The sequence below is a fragment of the Micromonospora sp. ATCC 39149 genome, assembly GCF_000158815.1.
Classification (GTDB): Bacteria; Actinomycetota; Actinomycetes; order Mycobacteriales; family Micromonosporaceae; genus Micromonospora.
Genome location: NZ_GG657738.1, coordinates 5,725,416 through 5,751,446, shown reverse-complemented (window position 1 = coordinate 5,751,446; position 26,031 = coordinate 5,725,416). Strand labels below are relative to the sequence as shown.

Below are 26,031 nucleotides of genomic sequence, written 5' to 3'. Positions count from 1 at the left end.
TCGGGAAGGTCACCGGCGGCCTGGACGTGCTCACGAAGATCGGTGCCCTGCCGACCGTGGACAATGGGAGCGGAGCCAAGGTCAAGCCGAAGACCGACGTGGTGATCCAGAGTCTCACCGTCGGCGAGCCGACGACGGCCCCGGCCCCGGCCACCAGCGGCCCCACGGCCAGCCCCGACGCCGGCTGACCCGGCTCCCCCGAACCACACAGCCTGCGGCACCGGCCGCGCCCGAGACAGTCCAGGAGGATCGACCGTGACGTCCACGAAAGAGCGGCAGCGCGCGGCGGCGCGCGCCCGACTCGAGCGGGAGATGGCCGAGCGCGCGGCCAGGGCCCGCAAGCGCCGGCAGACGCAGGCGATCGTCGGGGCCGGGGCGGCCCTGCTGCTCGTGGTCGCCGGCACCGTCTGGCTCGCCACCAGCATCGGCGGTGACGACGACAAGGCCCAGGACACCGCCGCCAACCCCGGCTTCGTGCAGTGCGCCTGGACCGAGATCCCCAAGGACCAGCGGACCAAGGAGATCAAGGACGTCGGGCTGCCGGCCGCCCAGCAACCGAACACCGGCACCCAGACCCTGACGATGGACACCAACCTGGGCCCGATCACCGCCAAGGTCGACCGGTCCGCCGCGCCGTGCACCGCCGCCAGCTTCACCCACCTGGCGAGCAAGAACTTCTTCGACAACACCAAGTGCCACCGCCTGGTGACCGAGGGCATCAAGGTGCTGCAGTGCGGCGACCCGAGCGCCACCGGCAAGGGCTGGCGGGACACCGACGGCACCGGCGGTCCCAGCTACCGGATGACGGAGGAGAACCTGCCGACCGACAAGCGCCCGCCGTACCCGGAGGGCGTCATCGCGATGGCCAACTCGGGGCAACCGGGCAGCACGGGCAGCCAGTTCTTCGTCGTCTACGGCGACTCGCCGCTGGACGCGAACTACACCGTGCTGGGCACCATCACTGGCGGGATGGACATCGTCAAGGAAGTGGCGAAGGCCGGCGACGACGGCGCGTACGCCAAGCAGGCCGGCGGTGGCCACCCCAAGAAGGAGGTCGTCATCACGAAGCTGACGATGAGCGAGCCGCAGGGCTGACCGCCCCCGCACACGGAAAGCGCCCGCCGGCTCTGTCGCCGGCGGGCGCTTTCCGTGTGCGGTTCAGGCCCCCGAGGTGACCCGGTAGGCGTCGAACACCCCGTCGACCTTGCGGACGGCGGCCAGCAGGTGCCCGAGGTGTTTCGGGTCGGCCATCTCGAAGCTGAACCGGCTCACCGCCACCCGGTCGCGGGTGGTGGTGACCGTCGCGGAGAGGATGTTGACCCGCTCCTCGGAGAGCACCCGGGTGACGTCCGCGAGGAGCTTGTGCCGGTCGAGGGCCTCCACCTGGATGGCCACCAGGAACGTGGAGGCGGAGGTGAGCTTCCAGCTCACCTCGACCACCCGTTCGCTCTGGGCCCGCAGGTCCTCGGCGTTGGCGCAGTCGTCGCGGTGCACGCTCACCCCGCCCGATCGGGTGACGAACCCGAAGACGGAGTCCGGCGGCACCGGCGTGCAGCACCGGGCCAGCTTGATCCAGACGTCGCTGACGCCCCGGACCACCACGCCGGGGTCGGCGCTGCTCTGCCGGCTGCGCGGCGGCCGGGTGGCCACGGCGGTCTCGGCGATGTCCTCCGCCGCGCCCTCCTCGCCCCCGTACGCGGCCATCAGCTTCTGCACCACCGACTGGGCGGAGACCTGGCTGTCGCCGACCGCCGCGTACAGCGAGGCGACGTCGGCCAGGTGCAGGTCCCGGGCGATGGCCATCAGCGCGTCGGAGGTGAGCATCCGCTGCAGGGGCATGCCCTGCTTGCGCATCGCCTTGACGATCGAGTCCTTGCCGGCCTCGATCGCCTCCTCGCGCCGCTCCTTGTTGAAGTACTGCCGGATCTTCGTGCGCGCCCGGGGGCTCTTGACGAAGCCCAGCCAGTCCTGCGTCGGCCCGGCCGTCTCGGACTTCGAGGTGAAGATCTCGATCACGTCGCCGTTGGACAGCGTCGACTCCAGCGGCACCAGCTTGCCGTTGACCCGCGCCCCGATGCACTTGTGCCCGACCTCGGTGTGCACCGCGTACGCGAAGTCCACCGGCGTCGACCCCGTCGGCAGGGGGATGACGTCGCCCTTGGGGGTGAAGACGTACACTTCCTGGCTGGACAGGTCGAAGCGCAGCGCGTCGAGGAACTCGCTCGGGTCGGCCGCCTCCCGCTGCCAGTCCAGCAGTTGACGCAGCCAGGTCATCTCGTCGATGTGCGCGGGCGGGCCGACGATCTGGGTGCCCTTGTGCTCCTTGTACTTCCAGTGCGCGGCGATGCCGAACTCGGCGGTGCGGTGCATCGCGTACGTGCGGATCTGCATCTCCACCGGCTTGCCGGTGGGCCCGATGACCGTCGTGTGCAGCGACTGGTACATGTTGAACTTGGGCATCGCGATGTAGTCCTTGAACCGGCCCGGCACCGGCTGCCAGTTCGCGTGGATCACGCCCAGCGCGGCGTAGCAGTCCCGCACCGTGTCGACCAGAATCCGCACCCCGACCAGGTCGTAGATGTCGTTGAAGTCGCGGCCCCGCACGATCATCTTCTGGTAGATCGAGTACAGGTGCTTCGGCCGGCCGGTCGTCTCCGCCTTGATCTTGGCGGCCTTCAGGTCGGTGCCCACCTTCTGCGTGACCTGGCGCAGCAGCGACTCCCGCTGCGGCTGGTGCTCCCCGATCAGGCGCAGGATCTCCTCGTACCGCTTCGGGAACAGGGTGCCGAACGCGAGGTCCTCCAGCTCCCACTTGATCGTGTTCATACCGAGGCGGTGGGCCAGGGGGGCGAGGATCTCCAGCGTCTCCTTCGCCTTCTGCTCCCGCTTCGGAGCCGGCAGGAAGGAAAGGGTGCGCATGTTGTGCAGCCGGTCGGCCAGCTTGATCACCAGGACCCGCGGGTCCTTCGCCATCGCCACGACCATCTTGCGGATCGTCTCCGCCTTCGCGGCGTCGCCGAGCTTGACCTTGTCGAGCTTGGTCACCCCGTCGACGAGCAGCGTCACCTCGCCGCCGAAGTCGGCCCGCATCTGGTCGAGCGTGTACTCCGTGTCCTCGATCGTGTCGTGCAGCAGCGCGGCGACCAGGGTCGTGGTGTCCATGCCCAGGTTGGCCAGGATGGTGGCCACCGCGAGGGGATGGGTGATGTACGGGTCGCCGGACTTGCGGTACTGGCCGGAGTGCCAGCGGTTCGCGGTGTCGAACGCGGTCTGGATCAGCCGCGCGTCGGCCTTGGGGTGGTTCTCCCGGTGGCTGGAGATCAGCGGCTCCAGCACCTCGCTGACCTGCGAGGTCTGCCAGGGCGCGTTGAACCGGGCCAGCCTGGCCCGTACCCGCCGCCCGGTGGGCGCGTTGGAGAGGGCGAATCCACCGCTCGGCGACGGATCGTCGGCGACGTCGGCCGCGAACACCGGCGTCCCGACACCGGCCCCCGCTGCCCTGCCGTCGGCGGACGCGGGGCCCGCGCCGTTCCCGGCGGCCCGGGCGTCATCGCCCCGGTCGGTCACCAAACCGTCAGCGTCGCCTGTCGGGTGCACCGTGCCCTCCACCGGAGGGACGACATCGTGGGACACCGGCCTCCTCACCGCTCGCCGGGGATGCGCCGACCGTCCGGCCGGCCTGGTCTCGTGCCGCCCGGACGGTCACCCGCCCGGTCAGCAAAGGGCAATGCTACCCGCACGCACGGTGCCCCGCCGCTCCGCCGGACGGTCCCCACCGGGTCCGTCCGGCGGCGGGGGCCCACCAATCGGGCAGCGGGGCACGAACGGCACAGCCGGCGCGCCGGGTGCCGGCCACCGGGTGCTCGGCGGTGGCACACCCCGGGCTGCTCACACGCTCAGCAGGGCGTGCACGAGGCGCGGGGCGAGCCGCTCGCGCCCGCCGAGGAAGCCCAGCTCCAGCAGGACGGTGAAGCCGGCCACGGTGCCACCCGCCCGCTCCACCAGGTCGAGGGTGGCCTCGGCGGTGCCGCCCGTGGCGAGCACGTCGTCGACCACCAGCACCCGGTGCCCGGCGGTGAACGCGTCCTGGTGCACCTCCAGCGTCGCCTCCCCGTACTCCAGGGCGTACGAGGCCGAGTAGGCGGGCCGGGGGAGCTTGCCGGCCTTACGCACCGGCACCACGCCCACCCCGGGTCGCGTACGCGATGGCGGCCGCGATGACGAAGCCCCGCGCCTCGATGCCCACCACCGCGTCGAAACGCGTCCCGCCCGTGGTACGCCACGATTCCCGTCGACGACCTGCCGGAACACCTCGCCGTTCGGCGAAGAGCGGCATCAGGTCCTTGAACATCACACCCGGCTTCGGGTAGTCCGCACGTCCAGCACGCTGTCTGGCGACCAACTCGGCTGGCCTGTGGGCCGCTGTCTCCCCGTACCCCGACGCTGTGCGTCTCCGTCACGACGGTCCCGTCTCCCTTCATAGCCGACGGCGTCCTGCACGCTGCTCGCACAGCATGAAGGACGCCGTCGGATCGTTTCCTACCGGGTGTGGCGGATCAGCGCCGCTTGGCGCCGCCTGGCCGGTTACCGCCGCCGCCGGCGGGGCGACCGCCCCGGGCGCCGGTCGAGCGCTTGCCGGCGGGCCGGGCCCCCACCTTCGGGGTGGCCCCGGCCAGGGCCGCGTCGGCGTCGACGGGCTCGTCGCCGTCGGCGGCCGGTCGCGGCGTGCCCTTCGGGGTGGTCTCGCCCCCGGCGAGGGCACCCCGCCGGGCCAGGACCCGCTTGTTGTGCGCCTGGATCCGCAGATCGTAGTTCTTCAGCAGCACCAGCAGCGGGGTGGCCAGCAGGATGGAGGTCAGGAAGGCGACCGCCATACCGACGAACAGCACCAGGCCGAGGTCCTTCAGGGTGCCCGCGCCGAGCAGGCCGGCACCGATGAAGAGCAGGCCGCCGACGGGGAGCAGCGCGACCACCGAGGTGTTCAGCGACCGCATGAGGCTCTGGTTGATGGCCAGGTTGGCCGCCTCACCGTACGTCTGGTTGTTGTTCGCGGTGATGCCCCGGGTGTTCTCCTGGACCTTGTCGAAGACCACCACCACGTCGTAGAGCGCGAAGCCCAGGATCGTGAGGAAGCCGATGATCGTCGACGGGGTGACCTCGAAGCCGACCAGCGAGTAGATGCCGGCGGTGAGGATCAGGTTCATGAACAGCGAGGAGACGGCGGCGACCGCCATCCGCCACTCGAACCGCAGGACCAGGTAGACCGTCACCAGCGCGATGAAGATCACCAGGCCGAGCAGCGCCCGGGAGGTGACCTGGCTGCCCCACGCCTCGCTGACCTGGTTGCCGCTGATCTGGTCGGGCTGGATGCCGAACGCGCGGGCCATCTCGGTCTTCGCCGCGTTGGCCTGCTCGGCGGTGAGCTGCGAGGTACGCATCTCGTAGAAGTCACCGCCGGTGCCGCCGACCTTCTGCGCGGTGACCACCTCGGCCCCGGCCGCGGTGCTCGCCAGCGCCGCGTCCACCGTCCGCTCGGCGTCGTCGAGGGTGCCGACGCTGGCCGGCACCTGGAACGAGTTGCCGCCGGCGAACTCGATGCCCAGGGTGAAGCCGCGCAGGGCGAAGCTCAGCACGGCGATCAGGATCAGCGCCCCGGCGACGCCGAACCACAGCTTGCGCCGGCCGATGACGTCGAGGCCGGCCTCGCCCGCGTAGAGGCGACTCGCCAAACCAGTCTTAGCCATCTCAGGCCTCCTTGACGCGCGAGGTGCGGGTGGCCTGCTCGCTGCGCGCGGGCGGAAGGATCCGGCCGAGACCACTGACCCGCGGGGACAGGAACGCCCGGGTCCGGGCGAACATCGTCATGATCGGGTGACGGAACAGGAAGACGACGACCAGGTCGAGGACCGTGGCCAGGCCGAGGGCGAAGGCGAAGCCCTTCACCGCGCCGACCGAGACGATGTAGAGCACCACTGCCGACAGGATGGTGATCGCGTTCGCCGAGATGATCGTCCGCCGGGCCCGGATCCACGCCCGCGGCACCGCGCTGCGGGGGCTGCGGCCCTCCCGGATCTCGTCCTTGAGCCGTTCGAAGTAGATGACGAACGAGTCCGCCGCCACGCCGAGTGAGACGATCATGCCGGCGATGCCGGCGAGGGTGAGGGTGAAGCCGATCTGCCGGCCCAGGACGATCAGCGCGCCGAAGACCAGCAGCGCCGAGAGCACCAGGCTCAGGAAGATGACCGAGCCGAGCAGCCGGTAGTAGAAGAACGAGTAGATGATGACCAGCAGCATGCCGATGCCGGCGGCGAGCAGGCCCGCGCGCAGGTGGCTCGCGCCGAGGGTGGCGGTGACGTTCTGCTGTTCCTGCGCCTCGAAGGTCACCGGCAGCGCGCCGTAGCGCAGCTGGCTGGCCAGGGCGCTGGCCGTCTTGTTGTCGAAGCTCCCGGTGATCTGCGAGTCACCGGTCAGCACGCCCTGGATCTCCGGCGAGGAGACGACCTTGTTGTCCAGCACCACGGCGACGCGGCACTTGCCGTCCTGGCCCAGCGCGGTCTGGTCGCAGGCCTGGCCCTCGTTGTTGAACGCCTCGCGGGTCAGGTTGGTCCACTTCTCCTGGCCGTCGCCCTTGAAGTCGAGGCTGACCACCCAGGAGCTGGTCTGGTCGAGCACGGCGTTGGCGTCACCGACGTCGGTGCCGAGCACCTTCGCCACGTCGAGCAGATATTTCTGGACGCCGTCCTCGCAGGCGACCGCCTTTTGCTTTTCGTCCTTGATCGACGCCGGCGGGCGCTTGTCGAGCTGCGCGCAGGTGATCGTCGGGACGGTGAACTGCATCTCACCGGCAGCACGGCGACCTCGCGCGGCGTGAGCGTGCCGAACGGCTTGAGCTTCTCGGCCAGCGACGGGTCGGCGGTCAGGTCGGCCGGGGCCTGCAGGCCGCTGGCGGCCTGCCACGCGGCGGCGCCGACCTTCTGCTCGACGGCCTTGCGCTGCTCCTCGACGCCCGGCGGCACCGGCTCGGCGCTGGCGCTCGGCGACGGCGCGGCGGCGCTCGGCGACGGCGAATCCGGAGGCGCTGGCGCTCGGGGCCGGTGCCCCGCCGCCCTGGCCGCCCGCGCTCGGCGACGCGGTGGCCTTGGCGCCCGATGGCGACGCGCTGCCCGACGGCTTGGCGCTGCCGGACGGGGCCGGCGAGGCCGTGCCGGACGGGGCCGGCGTCGGGGTGGGCGCCGGGGCGGCTGCCGCGCCGCTGCCGTCGGCGGCCTTGAGCACCTTGCGGAAGCGCAGCTCGGCCGCGCTGCCGACGTCGGTGAGGTCGCGGTTCTCGCCGGGCAGGGAGATGACGATGTTCCGGTTGCCCTCGGTGACCACCTCGGCCTCGGCCACGCCGTACGCGTTGACCCGGCTTTCGATGATCTGGCGGGCCTCTTCGAGGTTCTCCGCCGTCGGGGGCTTGCCGTCGAGGCTGTTCGTCGCCTCCAGCGTCAGCCGGGTGCCGCCGACCAGGTCCAGACCGAGCCGGGGCTCCAACCGGTCCTTGAAGCCACCACTGGCGCCGCCCGAGAAGAACACCAAGAGATAGAGGACGACGAAGATGAACCCGAGCACGGCGAGCTGCCGTCCGGGCCGCATCTGTCCCTGAGGTGGTGGTGCCACGGCTGTCTGTCTCCCTGTTACGGTCGCGCCGCCGGGGCGGCGGCACGAGTGTCGGGCCGGGGATCCCGGCGACGGGTGTCGGGGCCGGCGACCCGACGTCGACATGGCTGCCCCCGGCCGCCGCGGGGGCGGCGGCCGGCAGCGCTCACGCGGCGGCGTCGGGTGTCGACCCAACTATCCAGTTCTATCGCTGTCTCCGCTGCCCCGTCCCGGGACGACGGGTCACTCCTTGACGGTCTCGGCGTCCTCGGTCGCCTCGGCCGGCTCGGCCCGCGCGGCCTGACTGACGACGCGGGCGATGGCCGGACGGGCGTACCGGGTCTGCACACCGGGGGCGACCTCGATCAGGACGGTCTCGTCGTCCACGCCGGTGACCGTGCCGTAGAGACCGCCGATGGTTACCACCTCGTCGCCGGGGGCGAGGGCGGACTGCATCCGCTCCGCCTCGCGGCGGCGCTTCTGCTGGGGGCGGATCATCATGAAGTACATGACGCCGAAGAGCAGGGCAATCATGAGGATCGGCGTGAGTCCGCCGGCTCCTCCGCCACCCGCTGCTGCGTAAAGCACGGTTACTGACCTTCCGATTGGCCTCCGGCTCGGCACGAGGGGCACCGGAGCGGAGGCGGATTCTCACGTCCTGTACAGACCGCGGCGAGTCTAGTCCCTGCACCTGGGAACGCCGAATGCGACACAGATCACGAACGGATCACGGCTCATCAGGCGCGGCGGAGAACAGATCGGGCACGGGAGCAGCCTCAATGCCAAATGTACCATTCGGCGGGGTACGGCCCAGATGTCGCCAGGCCGCCTCGGTGGCCACCCGCCCCCGGGGCGTACGGGCGAGCAACCCGGCCCGAACCAGGAACGGCTCGCAGACCTCCTCGACGGTGTCCGGCTGCTCCCCCACCGCCACGGCCAGCGTGGACAGGCCCACCGGGCCGCCCCGGAACGAGTCGACCAGCGCGGTGAGCACCGCCCGGTCCAGCCGGTCCAGCCCGAGCGCGTCGACGTCGTACACCGTCAGGGCCGCCCGGGCGGTTTCCACCGTGACCACGCCGTCGGCCCGGACCTCGGCGAAGTCGCGCACCCGGCGCAGCAGCCGGTTGGCGATCCGGGGGGTGCCCCGGGACCGGCCGGAGATCTCGACGGCGCCGTCGTCGGTGATCGGCACCCCGAGGATGCGCGCCGACCGACGCAGCAGCACCTCCAGGTCGGCCGGGGAGTAGAAGTCCAGGTGCGCGACGAAGCCGAAGCGGTCCCGCATCGGCCCGGTCAGCAGGCCCGAGCGGGTGGTCGCCCCGACCAGGGTGAACGGCTCGACGTCCAGCGGGATGGCGGTGGCCCCCGGCCCCTTGCCGACCACCACGTCGACCCGGAAGTCCTCCATCGCGCTGTAGAGCAGTTCCTCCGCCGGCTTGGCGATCCGGTGGATCTCGTCGATGAACAGCACGTCGCCCTCGCCGAGGCTGGTCAGGATCGCCGCGAGGTCGCCGGAGCGCTCGATGGCCGGGCCGCTGGTCACCCGGATGCCGGCGCCCAGCTCGGCCGCCACGATGTTGGCCAGGGTGGTCTTACCCAAGCCGGGCGGCCCTGACAGCAGGATGTGATCGGGCGGGGAACCGCGCCGCATCGCGCTGCGCAACAGCAGGTCGAGCTGCTCGCGGACCCGGTGCTGGGCGATGAACTCCTCCAGCCGCTTCGGCCGGACGCTGGCCTCCGCGTCCCGCTCCGCGTCGTTGACGTACGCCGAGACGAGGTTGCCGTCGGGGCCCGTCATCGGGCCCGGCCGAGAAGACGGATGGCCTGCTTGAGCAGGACCGGCACGGGCGGCGGCGGGCCGTCGACGGTCTCCGCGACCGCGGCCACCGCCTGGTCGGCCTGCCCGGCCGTCCAGCCGAGGCCCACCAGGGCCTGACGGACCTGGTCGGGCCAGGCGCCCCCGGTCACCCCGGCCGCGCCGTCGGCGCCCACCGGCACCGGGCCGATCCGGTCCCGCAGCTCCAGCACCAGGCGCTCGGCGCCCTTCTTACCGATGCCCGGCACCCGGGTCAGCGCGGCGGTGTCGGCATTGGCGATCGCCTTGCGCACCGCGTCCGGCGTGTGCACGGCGAGCACCGCCTGGGCCAGCCGGGGACCCACCCCACTCGCGGTCTGGAGCAGCTCGAACAGCTGCTTGGCGTCGTCGTCGGCGAAGCCGTAGAGGGTGAGCGAGTCTTCCCGGACCACCAGGCTGGTGGCCAGCCTGGCCGGCTGGCCGATCCGCAGCTCGGCGAGCGTGCCGGGGGCGCAGTGCACCGCCAGGCCCACCCCACCGACCTCCACCACCGCGTGGTCCGGGCCGGTCGCGGTCACCGTCCCGCGCACACTGGCGATCATCGTGCTCCTCCTCGTCGTACCCGGTCGGCCGCGGCGGCCAGCTTCGAGCGGGTGCCGCCGCGCCAGACGTGGCAGATGGCCAGGGCCAGGGCGTCGGCGGCGTCTGCCGGCTTCGGCGGCTCGGGCAGCCGCAGCAACCGGGTCACCATGGTCGTCATCTGCGCCTTGTCCGCCTGACCGGACCCGGTGATGGCGGCCTTCACCTCGCTCGGGGTGTACGTCTGCACCGGCAGCCCGGCCCGCGCGCCGGCCAGCACCGCGATCCCGCTGGCCTGGGCGGTGCCCATCACGGTACGCACGTTGTGCTGGCTGAACACCCGCTCGACGGCGACCGCGTCCGGCCGGTGCTCGGCCACCAGGTCGGTGAGCGAGCGGTCCAGGTGCAGCAGGCGCAGCGGCAGGTCCTCGCCGGGGTCGGTGTAGACGACGTAGTAGGCGAGCAGGGTGCAGGGGCGGCCCGGCACGCCCTCGACCACGCCGACCCCGCACCGGGTCAGCCCCGGGTCGACGCCGAGCACGCGCACGCCGCCTCCTCCCACCACGCCAGCAGTACGTGTGTTCGACACCCTACTGGGCGCCCCGGAAACCCGCCCCGGGGACACGCCGGCACCCCGCCCCGGCCGGCGGCGGCGGGTGCCCGGCGGGCGGTCCGTGGGGCCGCCGGAGCGGACGGAATGCGTCTTGCGGCACACAGTCGAGGTGTCGAGTATGTGCTCCGGCCCCATGTGCCCCCGGCCACCCAGCTCGTAACTTTGTGCGCCATGACGGCAGAACCCGTGGTGGTCCCCCACGTCGTACAGGTCGACCTGGCCGGTCGCACCGCGTTGGTGACCGGCGGTGGCGGCGGCATCGGCCGGGCCTGCGCCCTACGGCTCGCCGCGGCCGGCGCCCGCGTGCTGGTGGTCGACCGCGACGCCGAGGCGGCCGAGGAGGTCGCCGCGCTGGCCGGCGGCCGGGCCGAGCGGGTGGACCTGGCCGACCCGGCGGCGGTGGACCGGCTCGACGCCGACGTGGACATCGTGGTCAACAACGCCGGCCTGCAACACGTCGCGCCGGTGCCGGACTTCCCGACCGAGCGCTTCGCCCACATACACCGGGTGATGGTGGAGGCGCCGTTCCGGATCGTCCGCCGGGCGCTGCCGCACATGTACGCCCGGGGCTGGGGGCGGATCGTCAACATCTCCTCCGTGCACGGGCTGCGGGCCTCGCCGTACAAGTCGGCGTACGTGTCGGCGAAGCACGCCCTGGAGGGGCTGTCGAAGGTGGTCGCGCTGGAGGGCGCGGCGCGCGGGGTGACCGCCAACTGCATCAACCCGGCGTACGTGCGGACCGCGCTGGTGCAGAGCCAGATCGCCGACCAGGCCGCCACCCACGGCATCGGCGAGGCCGAGGTGGTGGAGAAGATCATGCTGGCCCGGGCGGCGATCAAGCGGCTCATCGAGCCGGAGGAGGTCGCGGAGTTGATGGCGTACCTGTGCGCGCCGCCGGCCGCGTTCATCACCGGCACGTCCATCGCCCTCGACGGGGGCTGGACGGCGAACTAGTGGCCTCGCGCACAATGTCGGTCATGTCGTCGCCGGTGGAGTTCCTGGAACTGCTCGCCCGGGAGGCCGCCGCGGTGGAGTTCGAGGGCCCGCTGGTGGCGGCCCGCGCAGCCGGCGTGCCCGCCGACCGGCTCGCCGAGCTGGAGCAGGCGAAGGTGGTCGCGCTACGGGTCCGCGCGCTGCTGGAGCGCCGACGCCGCCGGGAAACCGAGCTGTCCGGCCTGTACGACACCGCGAGCGACCTGGCCGGCCTACGCGACCTCGACGACGTGCTGCGGGCGATCGTGCACCGGGCACGCCACCTGCTCGGTGCCGACGTGGCGTACATGACGCTCAACGACGACGAGCGCGGCGACACGTACATGCGGGTCACCGACGGGTCGATCTCGGCGCGGTTCCAGCGGCTGCGGCTGCCGATGGGCGCGGGCCTGGGCGGCCTCGTGGCCCAGTCCGGCACCCCGTACGTCACGGCCAACTACCCCGACGACGAACGCTTCCACCACACCGGGGAGATCGACGCCGGGGTGGGCGAGGAGGGCTTGGTGGCGATCCTCGGCGTGCCGCTGCGGCTCGGTTCCACCTCGATCGGCGTGCTGTACGCGGCCAACCGCTCCGCCCGGCCGTTCGCCCGGGAGGAGGTGTCGCTGCTGGTCTCCCTGGCGGCGCACGCGGCGGTGGCGATCGACACCGCGCGGCTGCTGGCCGAGACCCGCGCCGCGCTGGAGGAGTTGTCGGCGGCCAACACCACCATCCGGGCGCACAGCAGCTCCGTGGAGCGGGCGGCGGCGGCGCACGACCGGATGACCGCGCTGGTGCTGCGCGGCGGCGGGGTGGAGGACGTGGCGTCCGCCGTCACCGACGTGCTCGGCGGGGCGCTGCTGGCGCTGGACGCCCAGGGGCGGCGGCTGGCCCGGGTCGGCCAGATCGACGAGCCGGAGCGGGCGGGCCTGGTGGAGGCGGTGGCGGCGTCGCGGACCGAGGGGCGCAGCGTCCGCCGGGGCCCCTTCTGGTACGCCGCCGTGGTCGCCGGCACGGAGAACCTGGGCGCGCTTCTGCTGCGCCCCGACGGCGAGCTGGTCGACGCCGACCAGCGCATCCTGGAGCGGGCGGCGCTGGTGACCGCGCTGCTGTTGCTGTTCCGCCGCACCGTGGCCGAGGCGGAGGGTCGGGTGCGGGGCGAGCTGCTCGACGACCTGATCGCCCGGCCGCTGGCCGACACCGACGCGCTGCGCAACCGGGCCCGTCGCCTCGGGGTGGACCTGGATGCCCCGCACGTGCTGGTGGCCGTCGGGGACGACGCGATCGCCTCGACCGGGTCCGCCCGGCAGCGGGTGCTCTCCTGGGCCACCACGTACGCCTCGACGCGCGGCGGGCTGGCCGCGGCGCGCGACGGCCGGGTGGTGCTGATGCTGCCCGGCCGGGACGCCGGCGGCGCGGCCCGCGCGGTGTCCCGGGACCTGTCCCGGGTGACCGGCCGGCCGGTGACCGCCGGGGCGAGCGGCCCGTCGACCGACCCCGCCTCGCTGGCGACGATCTTTCAAGAGGCGGACCGCTGCCTGGCGGCGCTCGGCGCGCTGGGCCGGGCCGGGCAGGGGGCGAGCACCGCCGAGCTGGGTTTCGTCGGGCTGCTGCTCGGGGCGGTGGGCGACCGGGGGGACCGGGACGTGGCCCGGTTCCTCGCCACCACCGTCGGGCCGGTGGTGGACTACGACGCCCGGCGGGGCACCGCGCTGGTCAAGACCCTGGAGGCGTACTTCGGGGTGGGGGGCAGCCTGGCCCGGGCGGCCGAGCTGCTGCACGTGCACGTCAACACGGTGACCCAGCGACTGGAACGGGTCGGTCAGCTTCTCGGCCCCGACTGGCAGAAGCCCGGCCGGGCGCTGGAGGTGCAACTCGCGCTGCGCCTGCACCGGCTGCGCGAGCCGTCGCCCTGACCGGGTGGGATGCAGCTCCGCGAGCCGTCGCCCTGACCGGGTGGGATGCCAGCTCCGCGAGCCGCCGCCCTACTGAGCGGTCTGGGTGCCGTCAGCGGGCCCGGATGCCGTCCAGGACGCCGTCGACGATCCGGTCCGGGAGCAGGGTGTCGTCCAGCTCGGGGTGCCAGCGCAGCATCCGCTGGATCAGCATCGGCCCGGTGAGCAGCGCCATCGCCACCTCGATGTCGAGGTCGGCCCGCAGTTCGCCGAGGCGCACCCCCCGGCGGAGCACCTCGCGCATCAGCTGCCGGCGGGGCTCGATGATGTTCTGGTAGAGCTGGAAGTGGTCGGGGCTGCGGTTCACCTCCGGCACGAGGCACGGCATGATCTTGGCGGCGCGCGGGTCGATGTGGTGCCCGACCGCGCCGACCAGCAGCACCAGGTCGTCCCGGACGGAGTGGCCCGCCGGATTCGGCATGGCACCCTTGAGCCGACGCAGCGCGTCCAGCAGCAGCGCGTCCTTGCTCCGCCATCGGCGGTAGATGGTCGCCTTGCCGACCCCGGCCCGGGCCGCGATCGCCTCGATGGAGAGCGCCTCGATCGTGTTGCCCTCGGCGAGCAGGTCGAGGGCGGCCTCCACGATCGCCTCGTCCGCGCGGCTGCTCCGCGGTCGCCCGGGCGACCGCGGAGCATCGGCGGTGGAAGTCATGTCCGACATTGTTGCCGTACCTATGCGGTTCCGGCCAACTCCGGTTCACCTGTCACCGGTGAGCCGGCTGCCCGGCCGTTGGGCCGGCCTGGCATCCAGCGCAGCACGACCACGAAGCCGAGCGCGGCGACCACCGCAGCGAGCGCCGCCGCCCAGTGCATCGCCGAGACGAAGGCGGCATTGGCGGCCGTGACCAGCGCCGGCCCGGTCGGGCCGAGCTGCCCGGCCGCCGCGTACGCGCCGGAGATCGACTCACTGGCCGCCTCGTGCGCCCCGGCCGGCAGGCCACGCAGGGCAGGGGCGACGTCACCCCGGTAGACCGCGGACAGGACCGAGCCGAGCACGGCCACGCCGAGGGCACCGGCGACCTGGCGGACGGTGTTGCTGACCGCCGACCCGACGCCGGCCTTCTCCCGGGGCAGCGCCGACATGATCGACTCGGTGGCCGGCGGCATGATGTTGGCCATGCCGATGCCCTGGAGGAGGAAGACCACCAGGACCACCCAGATCGGGGTGCTCGCGTCGATGAACGCGAACGCCGCGAGGGCCACGGTGGACAGCGCCAACCCGACGGCCGCGACGGCCCGGCCCCCGTACCTGCGGACCATCGCCGCGCTACGCGGGGCGAAGATCAGCTGGGCGGCGGCGAAGGGCAGGAAGAGCAGGCCGGTCTGCAACGGGGTGTAGCCACGGACCAGTTGCAGGTAGAACGAGCTGAAGAACATCACGCCCATGGCTGCGAAGAAGATCAGCCCGACCAGCGCGACCGGGGCGGCGAAGCGGGGCACCCGGAACAACCGGACATCCAGCGACGGGTGGTCGCTGCGCAGCTCCAGCAGCACGAACCAGGTCAGCACGGCCAGGCCGCCGAGGATCGACACCCAGACCAGGGGCCGGTCGAAGCCGTGCTCGCCGCCGTCGATGATGCCGTAGGTCAGCGCGACCAGACCCACCACCGACAGCAGCACGCCGGGGACGTCGACCCGCCCCGGGTCGGGGTCGCGGGACTCGGGCACCAGCAGGGCGACCAGGACCACGCCGAGCGCGACCACCGGCACGTTGATCAGGAAGACCGAGCCCCACCAGTAATGTTCCAGCAGCGCACCGCCGAGAACCGGGCCGATCGCCACGGCCAGGCCGACCGCGCCGGCCCACACGCCGATCGCCCGGCCACGCTCTCGGGGGTCGAAGACGTTGGAGATGATCGACAGGGTCACCGGCATGATCGCCGCCCCGCCGACGCCCATCAGCGCGCGGGCGCCGATGAGCTGGGCCGGGCTCTGCGCGTACGCCGACAGCAGCGACGCCAGGCCGAACAGGGCCAGCCCGATCAGCAGGAAGCGTTTACGACCGGCGCGATCACCGAGTACGCCGAAGGTGAAGAGCAGGCCCGCGAAGACGAGCGTGTAGGAGTTGATCGACCACTCCAGCTCGCCCTGGCTCGCGCCGAGGCCGTGCACCGGGTCGGCGAGCGTACGCAGGGCGACGTTGAGGATGGTGTTGTCGAGGACGACGACAAGGAGGCTGATCACCAGCACCCCGAGGATCGCCCACCTCCTCGGGTGTCCGGTGTTCTCGTGCGCTTGCATGGGCCTTCCCTCTCCCCCGGTGCGCCCCGCTACGCAAATACGACACGGGGCGGACTCGTAACCTGGACGAGGTTAGGCGAGGAATTTTCGATACGGAACCGGACCGTATCGTTTGTGCGCCAGGTCACGCGCGCCCGTCGCGCGGGCTCTGCGTTGATCGACTCCGTGTCCGCCAGATGGGGGCATCCGGCCCGCCCACATGCCCCATACCGCCGGTATGGAGTCGATCACCCGACCCGTCAGGCCCGCCCTGGGGCGATTGCCCGATCCGTCCCAGGGGGCTGGGTGGGCGTGGCCGTAGACGCCCCCGCCCGACCGGCCCTCAGGGCCCCCGGGGGTGACCGCCGGCACCCCGACCGTGGAATGACGGCCCGGCCGGGGTCGTTACACCTGACAGACGATCGAGCAGAACCCCGCTCCACCGCCCCTTTCGCGGAAACGGGCACCCGGTGACCACCCCCGGGCGGGGAGCCACCCCGGTGGAATGCGCACCGGCCGACGGTCGTCACACCGCGACCGGCCACCACCAGCCACCCCTGGCAGACCGGCCCCCTCTCCACTGCGCTCCCCGCGACTTTCCCCGCTCCGCCCCCGCTCCGCCCCCGCTCTGCTCGCCGCGACTTTCCCGCTTCAGGCCTGTTTCCCCGCTTCAGGCTTGCCTGCCGTTGTTCGGGCGCCTCGACGTGGTGCACACACCCACCCCCCCAGGTAGGTGTCGACCCCCGATTGGAGTCACCCCCATGAACACGACGATCCTGCGCAACAGCATCCTCGGCATCGCCGGCCTCGCCTTCGCCGGTGGCCTCGCCGCCGGCCCCCTGCACCACACCGACACCACCACCGCCGACACCCGCCCCGTCGCCGCCATCCAGACCGACAAGGCAAACACCGTGGACACCACCAAACTCATCCCCCACGGCGTACAGGGCACCCAGTCCCACATCAACCTCAACACCGAACAGACCGCCAACGTCAAGGCCATCATCGCCGCCACGAAGAAGACCGGCCTCGACGAACGAGCCGCCGTGATCTCCATCGCCACCGCCCTGCAGGAATCGAAGCTGGAGAACCTCGGCCACCTCGGCGACCGCAACGACCACGACTCCCTCGGCCTGTTCCAGCAACGCCCCTCCAGCGGCTGGGGCACCCCCGAACAGATCACCAACCCCGAATACGCCACCACCGCGTTCCTCAAGGGCCTGCGACAGGTCGACGGCTGGCAGAACATGCCCCTGACCGACGCCGCCCAGACCGTCCAGGTCTCGGCCTACCCCGACGCGTACGCCCAATGGGAACAGCAGGCCGCCGACCTCGTCGCCCAGCACTGGAACAACTGACCCACACACCCACACGCACACAGGCACAGGCACAGGCACAGGCACCGACACACCACCGGCCGGGCCCCCACACACAGGGGACCCGGCCGGCCGGCACCCCCGAACCCGACCGGTGGACAGTTGCCGGGCGGGCTTACGGACGGAACCGCGCACGCCGCCGTGGTGGGCCCGGCCGGCCGATCCGCCACGGCGGGCGGCGGTAACGGCCGGTCAGCCGGCAAGCGCCTCCAGGGCCAGGTCGACGTCGGCCTCGGTGGTGTAGAGATGGAACGAGGCCCGGACCCGGCCGGTGCGCACCGCCGCCCGGATGCCCGCCCGTTCCAGCTTTTCCTGCGCGCCGGGCACCTCGACAGCAACGATCGCGCTGTTTCCCGGCGGCCGACCCAGCCCGGCGAGGAACCGGTTGGCCAGTGTCACGTCGTGCTCGCGCACCGCCGGCAGGCCGATCTCGGCGAGCAGTTCCAGCGCGGGGGCGGTGCCGACCCAACTGAACCACGCCGGGGACTGGTCGAACCGCCGGGCGTCACGGGCCAGCCGCAGCGGCGGGCCGTAGTAGGAGGAGAACGGGTCCTCGCCCGCGTACCAGCCGGCGGCATCGGGGCGCAGCCGCTCGCGCAGCGCGGGTGCCAGGTAGGCCAGGGCCGACCCGCGCGGCCCCATCAACCACTTGTACGCCCCGACCGCGACCACGTCGGCCAGGCCGGCGTCGAACGGCAGCCAACCGCACGCCTGGGTCGCGTCCACGGCCACCAGCGCGCGGTGCGCCCGGGCCGCGGCGACGATCCGGTCGTAGTCGGCGACGGTGCCGTCGGCGGACTGCACCAGGCTGAACGCGACCAGGTCGGTGCCGGCGTCGATCGCGTCGACGAGGCCGGCGAGCGGGACCGTCCGCACCCGCACCCCCCGCTCGACCTGCGCCAGCCAGGGAAAGAGGTTGGAGGTGAACTCCACCTCCGGAACCACCACCGTGGCGCCGGCCGGCAGGGCCGCCGCGACCGGGGCGAGCAGCCCGGAGACGGTGCTGCCGATCGCCACGTCGGTGGCCGGCACGCCGACCAGGGCGGCGAAAGGCCGCCCGGGACCGCCGGGTCGCGTCGTCCCAAACCTCCCAGGAGGTACGTCCCATCCGCCAGTCGGCCAGCGCCTCCTGCACCGCCGCCCAGCCCGGCTCGGGCGGCAGCCCGTAGCTGGCGGTGTTCAGCCAGCCGGGCTGCGGCTGCCACAGCTTGCGCGCCTGTTCCAACTCCATGCCACCGACCGTAGTGCGCCCGCGCCGCCGTCGTGAGCGCCAATCGACCGACGGTGGCCGCCCCCGATCGGACACCGGCAGCGGGCTACGGCGGCTGAATCGGGGGCGGCGACGGGCGGCTGGCGGAGGCGGCAGCGGGGCAGGAGGGGCAGTGGCGGGGCCGGTCAGGCGGAGGCGCTGCTGAGGGCCGGGCGCTGCGGCTCGGCCGGCGGCTGCGAGCCGTCGGCGGGCTCGTCCTCGTCGAGCATGGTGGCCTCGTCGAAGGGGCAGCGGCCGGCGAGCACGTCCCGGGCCTGCTCGCGGTCGAACTCGCCGGTCCAGGTGCCGACCAGGACGGTGGCCACGGCGTTGCCGGCGAAGTTGGTCAGCGCGCGGGCCTCGGACATGAACCGGTCGATGCCGACGATCAGTCCGACGCCGTCGAGCAGGTCGGGGCGGTGCGACTGGAGGCCGCCGGCCAGGGTGGCCAGGCCGGCACCGGTCACCCCGGCCGCGCCCTTCGAGGCGATGATCATGAACAGGAGCAGGCCGATCTGCTCGCTGATCGACATCGGCTTGCCCATGGCGTCGGCCACGAACAGCGACGCCATGGTCAGGTAGATCGCGGTGCCGTCGAGATTGAACGAGTACCCGGTGGGCACGGTGATCCCGACGACGGGCTTGCTGACACCGATGTGCTCCATCTTGGCGATGAGCCGGGGAAGCGCCGACTCCGACGACGAGGTGGACAGGATCAGCAGGAACTCCCGGCCCAGGTAGCGCAGCAGGGAGAAGATCGAGATGCCGGAGACCAGACGCAGCAGCAGGCCGAGCACCACGACCACGAAGATCAGGCAGGTGGCGTAGAAGCCGAGCATGATCTGGGCGAGGCTGGTCAGGGCGTCCATGCCGGTCGCGCCGACGACGGCGGCCATCGCGCCGAACGCGCCGATCGGGGCGACCCACATGATCATGGCGAGCACCTTGAAGACCAGTCGTTGCAGCAGCCCGATGGCACGCAGGACGGGCTCGCCGCGACTGCCCAGGCTCTGCACGGCGAAGCCGACCAGGAGGGCGACCAGCAGCGTCTGGAGCACCTCCCCCCCGGTGAGCGCGGAGACCAGCGTGGTCGGGATGATCCCGAGCAGGAACTCGGTCGTACCCCCGCTCTCGCCGCTGGCCGCCGCCTGGCCGGCGCTGGCGGCCTGCGTGCCGAGGTCCAGGCCGGTGCCCGGCTGGATCAGGTTGCCCACGACGAGGCCGATGGCCAGCGCGACGGTCGACATCAGCAGGAAGTAGCCGAGCGCGAGGCCGCCGACCTTGCCGACCTTCGTGGCCTGCCGCACGGAGCCGACGCCGAGGACGATCGTGCAGAAGATCACCGGGCTGATCATCATCTTGATCAGCGAGACGAATCCGGTGCCGAGCGGTTTCAGCGCCTTGCCCACCTCGGGCGCGACGAGTCCGACGATGATGCCCGCGATCGCGGCGGCGATCACGGCCAGGTAGAGGTATCGGGTGGGGTCCCGACGGGTGGGGGTGGACTTGGCGGTGGAGGTGGCGGTGGGGGTGGTGTCCATGCCCACAATGTGAACTGCGCCTCACGGCACGGCAGCCTTGTGGTCATTCTGTTCACTCCCGTGACCCACGGCCGACATCGGCGGCCGACCGGCGCGCCACACTTGCGCCAGCAGCAGAATCGCGGACAGGAGGTGTCGTGGCCCGACGGCAGTGGAGCATCGCGGGGCAGCTCTTCGCCCTCCAGGCCCTGGTGGTCGGGCTCCTGGTGCTGGCGGCGTCAGCGGGCGGCGTGTGGCTGGCCCGCAGCGACGCACGGGACGCCGCCCGGGAGGAGGTGCTGGCCGTGGCGCACACCGTGGCCGGTTCTCCGGACGTGCGCGCGGCCCTCGCCTCCGCCGACCCGTCTGCGTCGCTCCAGCCGTACGCGGAGGCCACCCGGGTGGCGACCGGGACGGACTTCGTGGTGGTGATGGCCCCCGACCGGACGCGGTACTCGCACCCCCGGCCGGAGCGGATCGGTCAGCCGTTCGTCGGCGACATCGGGCCGGCGCTGGCGGGTCGGGCGTTCACCACCACGAACGTGGGCACCCTCGGCGAGTCGGTGCGGGCGGTGGTGCCGGTCCGCGCCGCGGACGGCCGGATCGTCGGGCTGGTCTCCGTCGGCATCTCCACCAGCGCGATCAACCGCCGCCTGCTGGCCCAGGCCCCCGTGCTGCTCGCCGCCGCCACCCCGGCGCTCGCCCTCGCGGCGACCGGCTCGTGGCTGCTGAGCCGGCGGCTGCGCCGGCAGACCCACGGCCTGGGCCCCGGTCAGATGACCAGGATGTACGAGTACCACGACGCGGTCCTGCACTCGGTGCGGGAGGGGTTGGTGGTGGCGACGGTGGACCGCCGGGTGGCCCTGGTCAACGACGAGGCGCGGCGGCTGCTGGGGCTCGCCGACGACGCGACGGTGGTGGACCGGCCGGCCGGGGAGGTCGACCTGCCGCCCGCCGTGGCGGACCTGCTGACCTCCGGGCGGGACGCGCACGACGAGCCGGTCGTGGCCGGCGACCGGGTGCTGGTGGTCAACCAGCGCACGGCGATGTTCGAGGGGCACCGCCTCGGCACCGTGCTGACCCTGCGGGACCAGACGGAGCTACGTACCCTCACCAGCGAGCTGGACTCGGTGCGGGCGCTGACCGACGCGCTGCGGGCGCAGACCCACGAGTCGGCCAACCGGCTGCACACCGTGCTGACGCTGGTGGAGCTGGGCCGGGCAGACGAGGCGGTCAGGCTGGCCACCGAGGACCTGGCGGTCGCCCAGCAGCTCACCGACCGGGTGGTCGGCGCGGTGACCGAGCCGGCCCTGGCCGCCCTGCTGCTGGGCAAGTCGGCGCAGGCCGGCGAGCGCGGCGTGGACCTGCTGGTGGAACCGGACTGCCGGCTCGACGGCACCCCGCTGCCTGTGACGGACCTGATCACCGTCGTCGGGAACCTGATCGACAACGCCCTGGAGGCGGTGGCCGGCACCGAGGCACCCCGGCGGGTGCGGGTCTTCGTCGGCGCCGACGACGGTGCCGTGGTGGTCCGGGTCGGCGACAGCGGGCCGGGGCTGGCACCGGAACGGGTGGCCGACGCGTTCCGGCGCGGCTGGTCGACCAAGAGCGCCGGGCGGGGCCTCGGTCTGGCCCTCGTCGGCCAGGTGGTACGCCGCCACGGCGGCCGGGCCGACGTGGGCCGCTCCGTCGACGGCGGGACCCTGTTCACCGTCCGGCTGCCGGTCCCGGGCCGGGTGGGGCAGCCCGTGACCGACATCCCGGGTGCTCGTGGTGGAGGACGAGCCGCTGCTGGCCGAGGCGCACCGCACGTACACCTTTTTGTGTGCCCGGGTTCGTGGTGGTCGGGGTGGCGCACACCGCGCGGGAGGCGATGGCGGCGCTGCGGCGGTTTTTAGGAGAATCCGGTCGATCTCGTCCTGCTCGACTTCCGGCTGCCCGACCTGCACGGGCTGGAGGTGTGCCGGGCGCTGCGAACCGCCGGCAGCACGGTGGACGTGCTGGCCGTGACCTCGGCCCGGGACCTGGCGGTGGTCCGTACGGCGGTGTCGCTCGGGGTGACCCACTACCTGCTCAAGCCGTTCACCTTCGCGGCGTTCCGCGACAAGCTGCACCGGTACGCCGAGTACCGCCGCCAGGTGCTGGCCGAGGGTGAGGTGGCCCGCCCAGCACGAGGTGGACCGGATGTTCGCCACCCTGCGCGGCCCGGCCGCGCACACCCTGCCGAAGGGGCTCGACGAGCAGACCCTGCGCACGGTGCTCGGCTCGCTCACCGGCGACGCCGGCCGATCCGCCTCCGAGGTGGCCCGGCTGGCCGGCATCTCCCGGGTCACCGCCCGCCGGTACCTGGAGTACCTGGTGGCTGCCGAACGGGCGGTGCGTACCCCCCGCTACGGCTCCCCGGGCCGCCCGGAGATGGAGTACCGCCCGGCCTGACCCCCGCGGTGCCCGCTGTTCACCGGCCGGCCGGTGAACGGCGGGTCAGCTGACGTTGGCGGGGCCGAGGACGCTCTTGAGGTCGCCCATCAGGGCGGTGGTGGCCGCGACCCGGAACGGGCCGAGTCGCAGGGTGGTGGTCTTGCCGCCGTTGAGGAGCTTGACGTGGACCTCGGTGTCGCCGGGGTGCAGGACCAGGGTTTCCTTGAGGCGTTCCACCAGGGGTGGGGTGCAGCGGTGCACGGGGATGGTGAGGGTGACCGGTTTGCTGCCGGGGTTGCTGGTGACGTCGGGCAGCTGCATGTCCATGGCCATGATGCGGGGGGTGTCGTCGCGGCGGTCGACCCGCCCCTTGACCACCACGATCGCGTCCTCGGCGATGTACTGGCCGATCACCTCGTAGGTGTTGGGGAAGAACAGGGTCTCCACGCCGCCGGCGAGGTCCTCCAGGGTGGCCGACGCCCAGGCCCGGCCCTGCTTGGTGACCCGCCGCTGCACGCCGGAGAGGATGCCGGCGAGGGTGACGACCGCCCCGTCGGGGACGGTGCCCTCCTCGGACAGGGCGGCGATGGTGGTGTCGGCGGCGGCGCCGAGGACGTGTTCGAGGCCGAACAGCGGGTGGTCGGAGACGTAGAGGCCGAGCATCTCGCGTTCGAAGGCGAGCTTGTCCCGCTTGTCCCACTCGGCCTCGCCGATGGTCGGCATGACGGTGGTGCTGCCGCCGGCGGCCTCGGCGTCGCCGAATCCGGCGCCGAACAGGTCGTACTGGCCGACGGCTTCCTTGCGCTTGACGTCGGCGTACGCGTCGATGGCGTCGGCGTGCACGGCGAGCAGGCCCTTGCGGGTGTGGCCCATGACGTCGAACGCGCCGGCCTTGATCAGCGATTCGATGGTCTTCTTGTTGCAGACCACCGCGTCGACCTTGGCCAGGAAGTCGTAGAAGTCGGCGTACTCGCCCTTGTCCTGCCGGCACCGCATGATCGAGGCCACCACGTTCGCCCCGACGTTGCGGATCGCCGCCAACCCGAACCGGATGTCCTTCCCGACCGGGGTGAACGGCCCGGCGGAGGTGTTCACGTCGGGCGGCAGCACCTGGATGCCCATCCGCCGGCACTCCGACAGGTACAGCGCCATCTTGTCCTTGTCGTCGCCGACGGAGGTCAGCAGCGCCGCCATGTACTCGGCCGGGTAGTGCGCCTTCAGGTACGCCGTCCAGTACGACACCAGCCCGTACGCCGCCGAGTGCGCCTTGTTGAACGCGTACCCGGCGAACGGCACGAGGACGTCCCACACGGCCTGGATCGCCTCGTCGGAGTAGCCGCGCTCGCGGCAGCCGTCCCTAAACGGCACGAACTCCTTGTCCAGGATCTCCTTCTTCTTCTTGCCCATCGCCCGGCGCAGCAGGTCCGCCTGGCCGAGCGTGTACCCGGCGAGGATCTGCGCCGCCCGCTGCACCTGCTCCTGGTAGACGATCAGGCCGTGGGTGGGGGCCAGGATCTCCCGCAGCGGCTCCTCCAGCTCCGGGTGGATCGGCGTGATCTCCTGCAACCCGTTCTTGCGCAGCGCGTAGTTGGTGTGCGAGTCCACGCCCATCGGACCAGGCCGGTACAGCGCCAGCACGGCGGAGATGTCCTCGAAGTTGTCCGGCTTCATCAACCGCAGCAGCGACCGCATCGGCCCACCGTCGAGCTGGAACACCCCCAGCGTGTCGCCCCGGGCCAGCAGCTCGTACGCGGCCTTGTCGTCCAGGTCCAACCCCAGCAGGTCCAGGTCCTTGCCGTGGTTGAGCTGGATGTTCTTCACCGCGTCGTCGATGATCGTCAGGTTCCGCAGACCCAGGAAGTCCATCTTCAACAACCCGAGCGACTCGCACGTCGGGTAGTCGAACTGGGTGATGATCACCCCGTCGGAGTCGCGCCGCATCAGCGGGATGTGCTCGATGATCGGCTCCGCCGACATGATCACCCCGGCGGCGTGCACGCCGGTCTGCCGGATCAGCCCCTCGATGCCCTTCGCCGTGTCGATGACCTTCTTCACGTCCGGATCCGACTCGTACAGGCCCCGGATCTCCCCCGCCTCCGCGTAGCGCGGGTGCTTCGGGTCGAAGATCCCCGACAGCGGGATGTCCTTGCCCATCACCGCCGGCGGCATCGCCTTGGTGATCCGGTCCCCCACCGCGTACGGATACCCCAGCACCCGCGCCGAGTCCTTGATCGCCGCCTTCGCCTTGATCGTGCCGAACGTCGCGATCTGCGCGACCTTGTCCTCACCCCACTTGTCGGTGACGTACTTGATCACCTCACCGCGCCGACGCTCGTCGAAGTCGATGTCGACATCCGGCATCGAGACCCGCTCCGGGTTGAGGAACCGCTCGAAGATCAGCCCGTGCGGGATCGGGTCCAGGTCCGTGATCCCCAACGCGTACGCCACCAGCGAGCCGGCCGCCGAGCCACGACCCGGACCCACCGCGATGCCCTGACTCTTCGCCCACCCGATGAAGTCGGCGACCACGAGGAAGTACGACGGGAACCCCATCTGGATGATGACGCCCAACTCGTACTCCGCCTGCACCACGTGGCCCTCGGGGACACCGCCGGGAAACCGGCGGGCCAACCCCTTGAACGTCTCCTTGCGGAACCACGACTCCTCCGTCTCCCCCTCCGGGACCGGGAAGCGCGGCATCAGGTTGTGGAACTCGAACATCCCCGCCGGGTCGACCTTCTCCGCCACCAGCAGCGTGTTGCGGCAGCCCTCCAACCAGAGCTGGGAGGAGTCGACGGCGCGCATCTGCTCGGCCGACTTGATGAAGTAGCCGCCGCCCTCGAAGCGGAACCGGTTCGGGTCGGCGATGTTGCTGCCGGTCTGCACGCACAGCAGCACGTCGTGCGCCTCGGCCTGGGCCTCGTGGGTGTAGTGCGAGTCGTTGGTCACCACCGGCGGGATGCCGAGCTTCTTGCCGATCTCGGTGAGCCCGTCGCGGACCCGGCGCTCGATGTCGAGGCCGTGGTCCATCAGCTCCAGGAAGTAGTTGTCCCTGCCGAAGATGTCCTGGTAGGCGGAGGCGACCTTGAGCGCCTCGTCGAACTGGCCAAGCCGTAGCCGGGTCTGCACCGCACCGGAGGGACAGCCGGTGGTGGCCATGATCCCCTCGGCGTGCTCGGCGATCAACTCCATGTCCATCCGTGGCCACTTGACGTAGTGACCCTCCATGGAGGCGCGCGAGTTGAGGGTGAACAGGTTGTGCAGGCCGGTCTTGTTCGCCGCCCACATGGTCATGTGGGTGATCGCGCCGTTGCCGGAGACGTCGTCGCTCTTCTGCTCCGGCCGGCCCCACTTCACCCGCGCCTTGTGGTAGCGCGACTCCGGCGCCACGTACGCCTCGACGCCCAGGATGGGGGTGATCCCGGCGGCCATGGCCTGCTTGTAGAAGTCGTTCGCGCCGTGCATGTTGCCGTGGTCGGTCATCGCGACCGCGGGCATGCCCGAGCCGGTTGGCCTCGGCGAAGAGGTCCTTGAGCCGGGCCCGCACCCGTCGAGCATCGAGTACTCGGTGTGCACGTGCAGATGCGCGAACGAATCGCCCATGCGTGGCGCCCCCCCGGGTCGGATCATGGGTTGTCGAGATCGGTCGGCCCACCCTATCGCCGGGCATCGGCGACCTCCAGCAGCCGCGCGGGC

At 72.0% G+C, this 26,031-nt stretch carries 16 protein-coding genes and 5 pseudogenes; 8 read left to right on the top strand and 13 right to left on the bottom strand.

Annotated features, from left to right (window positions below):
* Positions 1 to 188 (top strand): annotated as a pseudogene (locus tag MCAG_RS35220) (peptidylprolyl isomerase); the annotation flags it as partial.
* 67 nt (positions 189 to 255) lie between these two features.
* The gene (locus MCAG_RS25225) at positions 256 to 1,095 is read left to right on the top strand and encodes a peptidylprolyl isomerase (RefSeq protein WP_007075781.1); all 840 of its coding nucleotides are present in this window, start codon (positions 256 to 258) and stop codon (positions 1,093 to 1,095) included.
* A gap of 63 nt (positions 1,096 to 1,158) precedes the next feature.
* Here the strand turns inward: MCAG_RS25225 and MCAG_RS25220 are convergent.
* The 8 genes and pseudogenes from MCAG_RS25220 to ruvC all read right to left on the bottom strand — a co-directional run.
* Positions 1,159 to 3,438, bottom strand: a pseudogene (locus tag MCAG_RS25220) (bifunctional (p)ppGpp synthetase/guanosine-3',5'-bis(diphosphate) 3'-pyrophosphohydrolase); the annotation flags it as partial.
* Between the two features lie 450 nt (positions 3,439 to 3,888).
* Positions 3,889 to 4,460 (bottom strand): annotated as a pseudogene (locus MCAG_RS25215) (adenine phosphoribosyltransferase).
* A 96-nt stretch (positions 4,461 to 4,556) separates the two neighbouring features.
* A complete protein-coding gene (gene secF, locus MCAG_RS25210; RefSeq protein ID WP_007075778.1) occupies positions 4,557 to 5,744 on the bottom strand; it encodes a protein translocase subunit SecF in 1,188 nt (395 codons plus the stop codon).
* Position 5,745: 1 nt separating this feature from the next.
* Complete coding sequence (gene secD, locus MCAG_RS25205; RefSeq protein ID WP_232290272.1) at positions 5,746 to 7,659, bottom strand: protein translocase subunit SecD; 1,914 nt, start codon at positions 7,657 to 7,659, stop codon at positions 5,746 to 5,748.
* A gap of 222 nt (positions 7,660 to 7,881) precedes the next feature.
* Positions 7,882 to 8,226 (bottom strand): preprotein translocase subunit YajC, encoded by a 345-nt coding sequence (yajC, locus tag MCAG_RS25200; RefSeq protein ID WP_083802343.1) that lies wholly within the window; start codon positions 8,224 to 8,226, stop codon positions 7,882 to 7,884.
* Between the two features lie 139 nt (positions 8,227 to 8,365).
* Positions 8,366 to 9,436: a Holliday junction branch migration DNA helicase RuvB gene (gene ruvB, locus MCAG_RS25195; protein ID WP_007075775.1), complete on the bottom strand. Its 1,071-nt coding sequence runs from the start codon at positions 9,434 to 9,436 to the stop codon at positions 8,366 to 8,368.
* Positions 9,433 to 10,035 carry a Holliday junction branch migration protein RuvA gene (gene ruvA / locus MCAG_RS25190; protein ID WP_007075774.1) on the bottom strand — a complete coding sequence of 201 codons (603 nt, stop codon included), beginning with the start codon at positions 10,033 to 10,035 and terminating at the stop codon, positions 9,433 to 9,435. Before ruvA ends, ruvB begins: the two co-directional genes overlap by 4 nt.
* Positions 10,032 to 10,559, bottom strand: coding sequence for a crossover junction endodeoxyribonuclease RuvC (gene ruvC, locus MCAG_RS25185; protein ID WP_007075773.1), 528 nt, complete (start codon positions 10,557 to 10,559; stop codon positions 10,032 to 10,034). Before ruvC ends, ruvA begins: the two co-directional genes overlap by 4 nt.
* Positions 10,560 to 10,796: 237 nt before the next feature.
* Here ruvC and MCAG_RS25180 point away from each other — a divergent pair, with 237 nt between their 5' ends.
* Both MCAG_RS25180 and MCAG_RS25175 read left to right on the top strand, forming a co-directional pair.
* Positions 10,797 to 11,579, top strand: coding sequence for a 3-hydroxybutyrate dehydrogenase (locus MCAG_RS25180; protein WP_007075772.1), 783 nt, complete (start codon positions 10,797 to 10,799; stop codon positions 11,577 to 11,579).
* Positions 11,580 to 11,593: 14 nt separating this feature from the next.
* Positions 11,594 to 13,513 (top strand): helix-turn-helix domain-containing protein, encoded by a 1,920-nt coding sequence (locus MCAG_RS25175; RefSeq protein ID WP_036375175.1) that lies wholly within the window; start codon positions 11,594 to 11,596, stop codon positions 13,511 to 13,513.
* Positions 13,514 to 13,604: 91 nt separating this feature from the next.
* Here the strand turns inward: MCAG_RS25175 and MCAG_RS25170 are convergent, their stop codons facing one another.
* Both MCAG_RS25170 and MCAG_RS25165 read right to left on the bottom strand, forming a co-directional pair.
* Entirely contained in the window at positions 13,605 to 14,213 is a 609-nt protein-coding gene (locus MCAG_RS25170; protein WP_007075770.1) for a TetR/AcrR family transcriptional regulator, read from the bottom strand.
* Positions 14,214 to 14,224: 11 nt separating this feature from the next.
* Positions 14,225 to 15,793 carry an MFS transporter gene (locus tag MCAG_RS25165; protein WP_007075769.1) on the bottom strand — a complete coding sequence of 523 codons (1,569 nt, stop codon included), beginning with the start codon at positions 15,791 to 15,793 and terminating at the stop codon, positions 14,225 to 14,227.
* Positions 15,794 to 16,533: 740 nt separating this feature from the next.
* Here MCAG_RS25165 and MCAG_RS25160 point away from each other — a divergent pair.
* Positions 16,534 to 17,130, top strand: coding sequence for a hypothetical protein (locus MCAG_RS25160; RefSeq protein WP_007075768.1), 597 nt, complete (start codon positions 16,534 to 16,536; stop codon positions 17,128 to 17,130).
* Between the two features lie 210 nt (positions 17,131 to 17,340).
* Here MCAG_RS25160 and MCAG_RS25155 read toward each other — a convergent pair.
* Positions 17,341 to 18,379, bottom strand: a pseudogene (locus MCAG_RS25155) (aminotransferase class V-fold PLP-dependent enzyme).
* A gap of 164 nt (positions 18,380 to 18,543) precedes the next feature.
* Positions 18,544 to 19,938 carry a C4-dicarboxylate transporter DctA gene (locus MCAG_RS25150; protein ID WP_007075766.1) on the bottom strand — a complete coding sequence of 465 codons (1,395 nt, stop codon included), beginning with the start codon at positions 19,936 to 19,938 and terminating at the stop codon, positions 18,544 to 18,546.
* Positions 19,939 to 20,075: 137 nt separating this feature from the next.
* On the opposite strand from MCAG_RS25150, the gene MCAG_RS25145 reads away from it, so the two are divergent.
* The 3 genes and pseudogenes from MCAG_RS25145 to MCAG_RS35210 all read left to right on the top strand — a co-directional run bounded on the left by MCAG_RS25145 (position 20,076) and on the right by MCAG_RS35210 (position 22,353).
* A complete protein-coding gene (locus MCAG_RS25145) occupies positions 20,076 to 21,815 on the top strand; it encodes a sensor histidine kinase (protein WP_007075765.1) in 1,740 nt (579 codons plus the stop codon).
* A gap of 60 nt (positions 21,816 to 21,875) precedes the next feature.
* A pseudogene (locus tag MCAG_RS35215) lies at positions 21,876 to 21,965 on the top strand (hypothetical protein); the annotation flags it as partial.
* A gap of 103 nt (positions 21,966 to 22,068) precedes the next feature.
* Positions 22,069 to 22,353, top strand: coding sequence for a hypothetical protein (locus tag MCAG_RS35210; protein WP_007075764.1), 285 nt, complete (start codon positions 22,069 to 22,071; stop codon positions 22,351 to 22,353).
* 45 nt (positions 22,354 to 22,398) lie between these two features.
* Here the strand turns inward: MCAG_RS35210 and dnaE are convergent, their stop codons facing one another.
* Positions 22,399 to 25,938 (bottom strand): DNA polymerase III subunit alpha, encoded by a 3,540-nt coding sequence (gene dnaE, locus MCAG_RS25135; RefSeq protein ID WP_007075763.1) that lies wholly within the window; start codon positions 25,936 to 25,938, stop codon positions 22,399 to 22,401.
* Positions 25,939 to 26,031 lie beyond the last annotated feature (93 nt).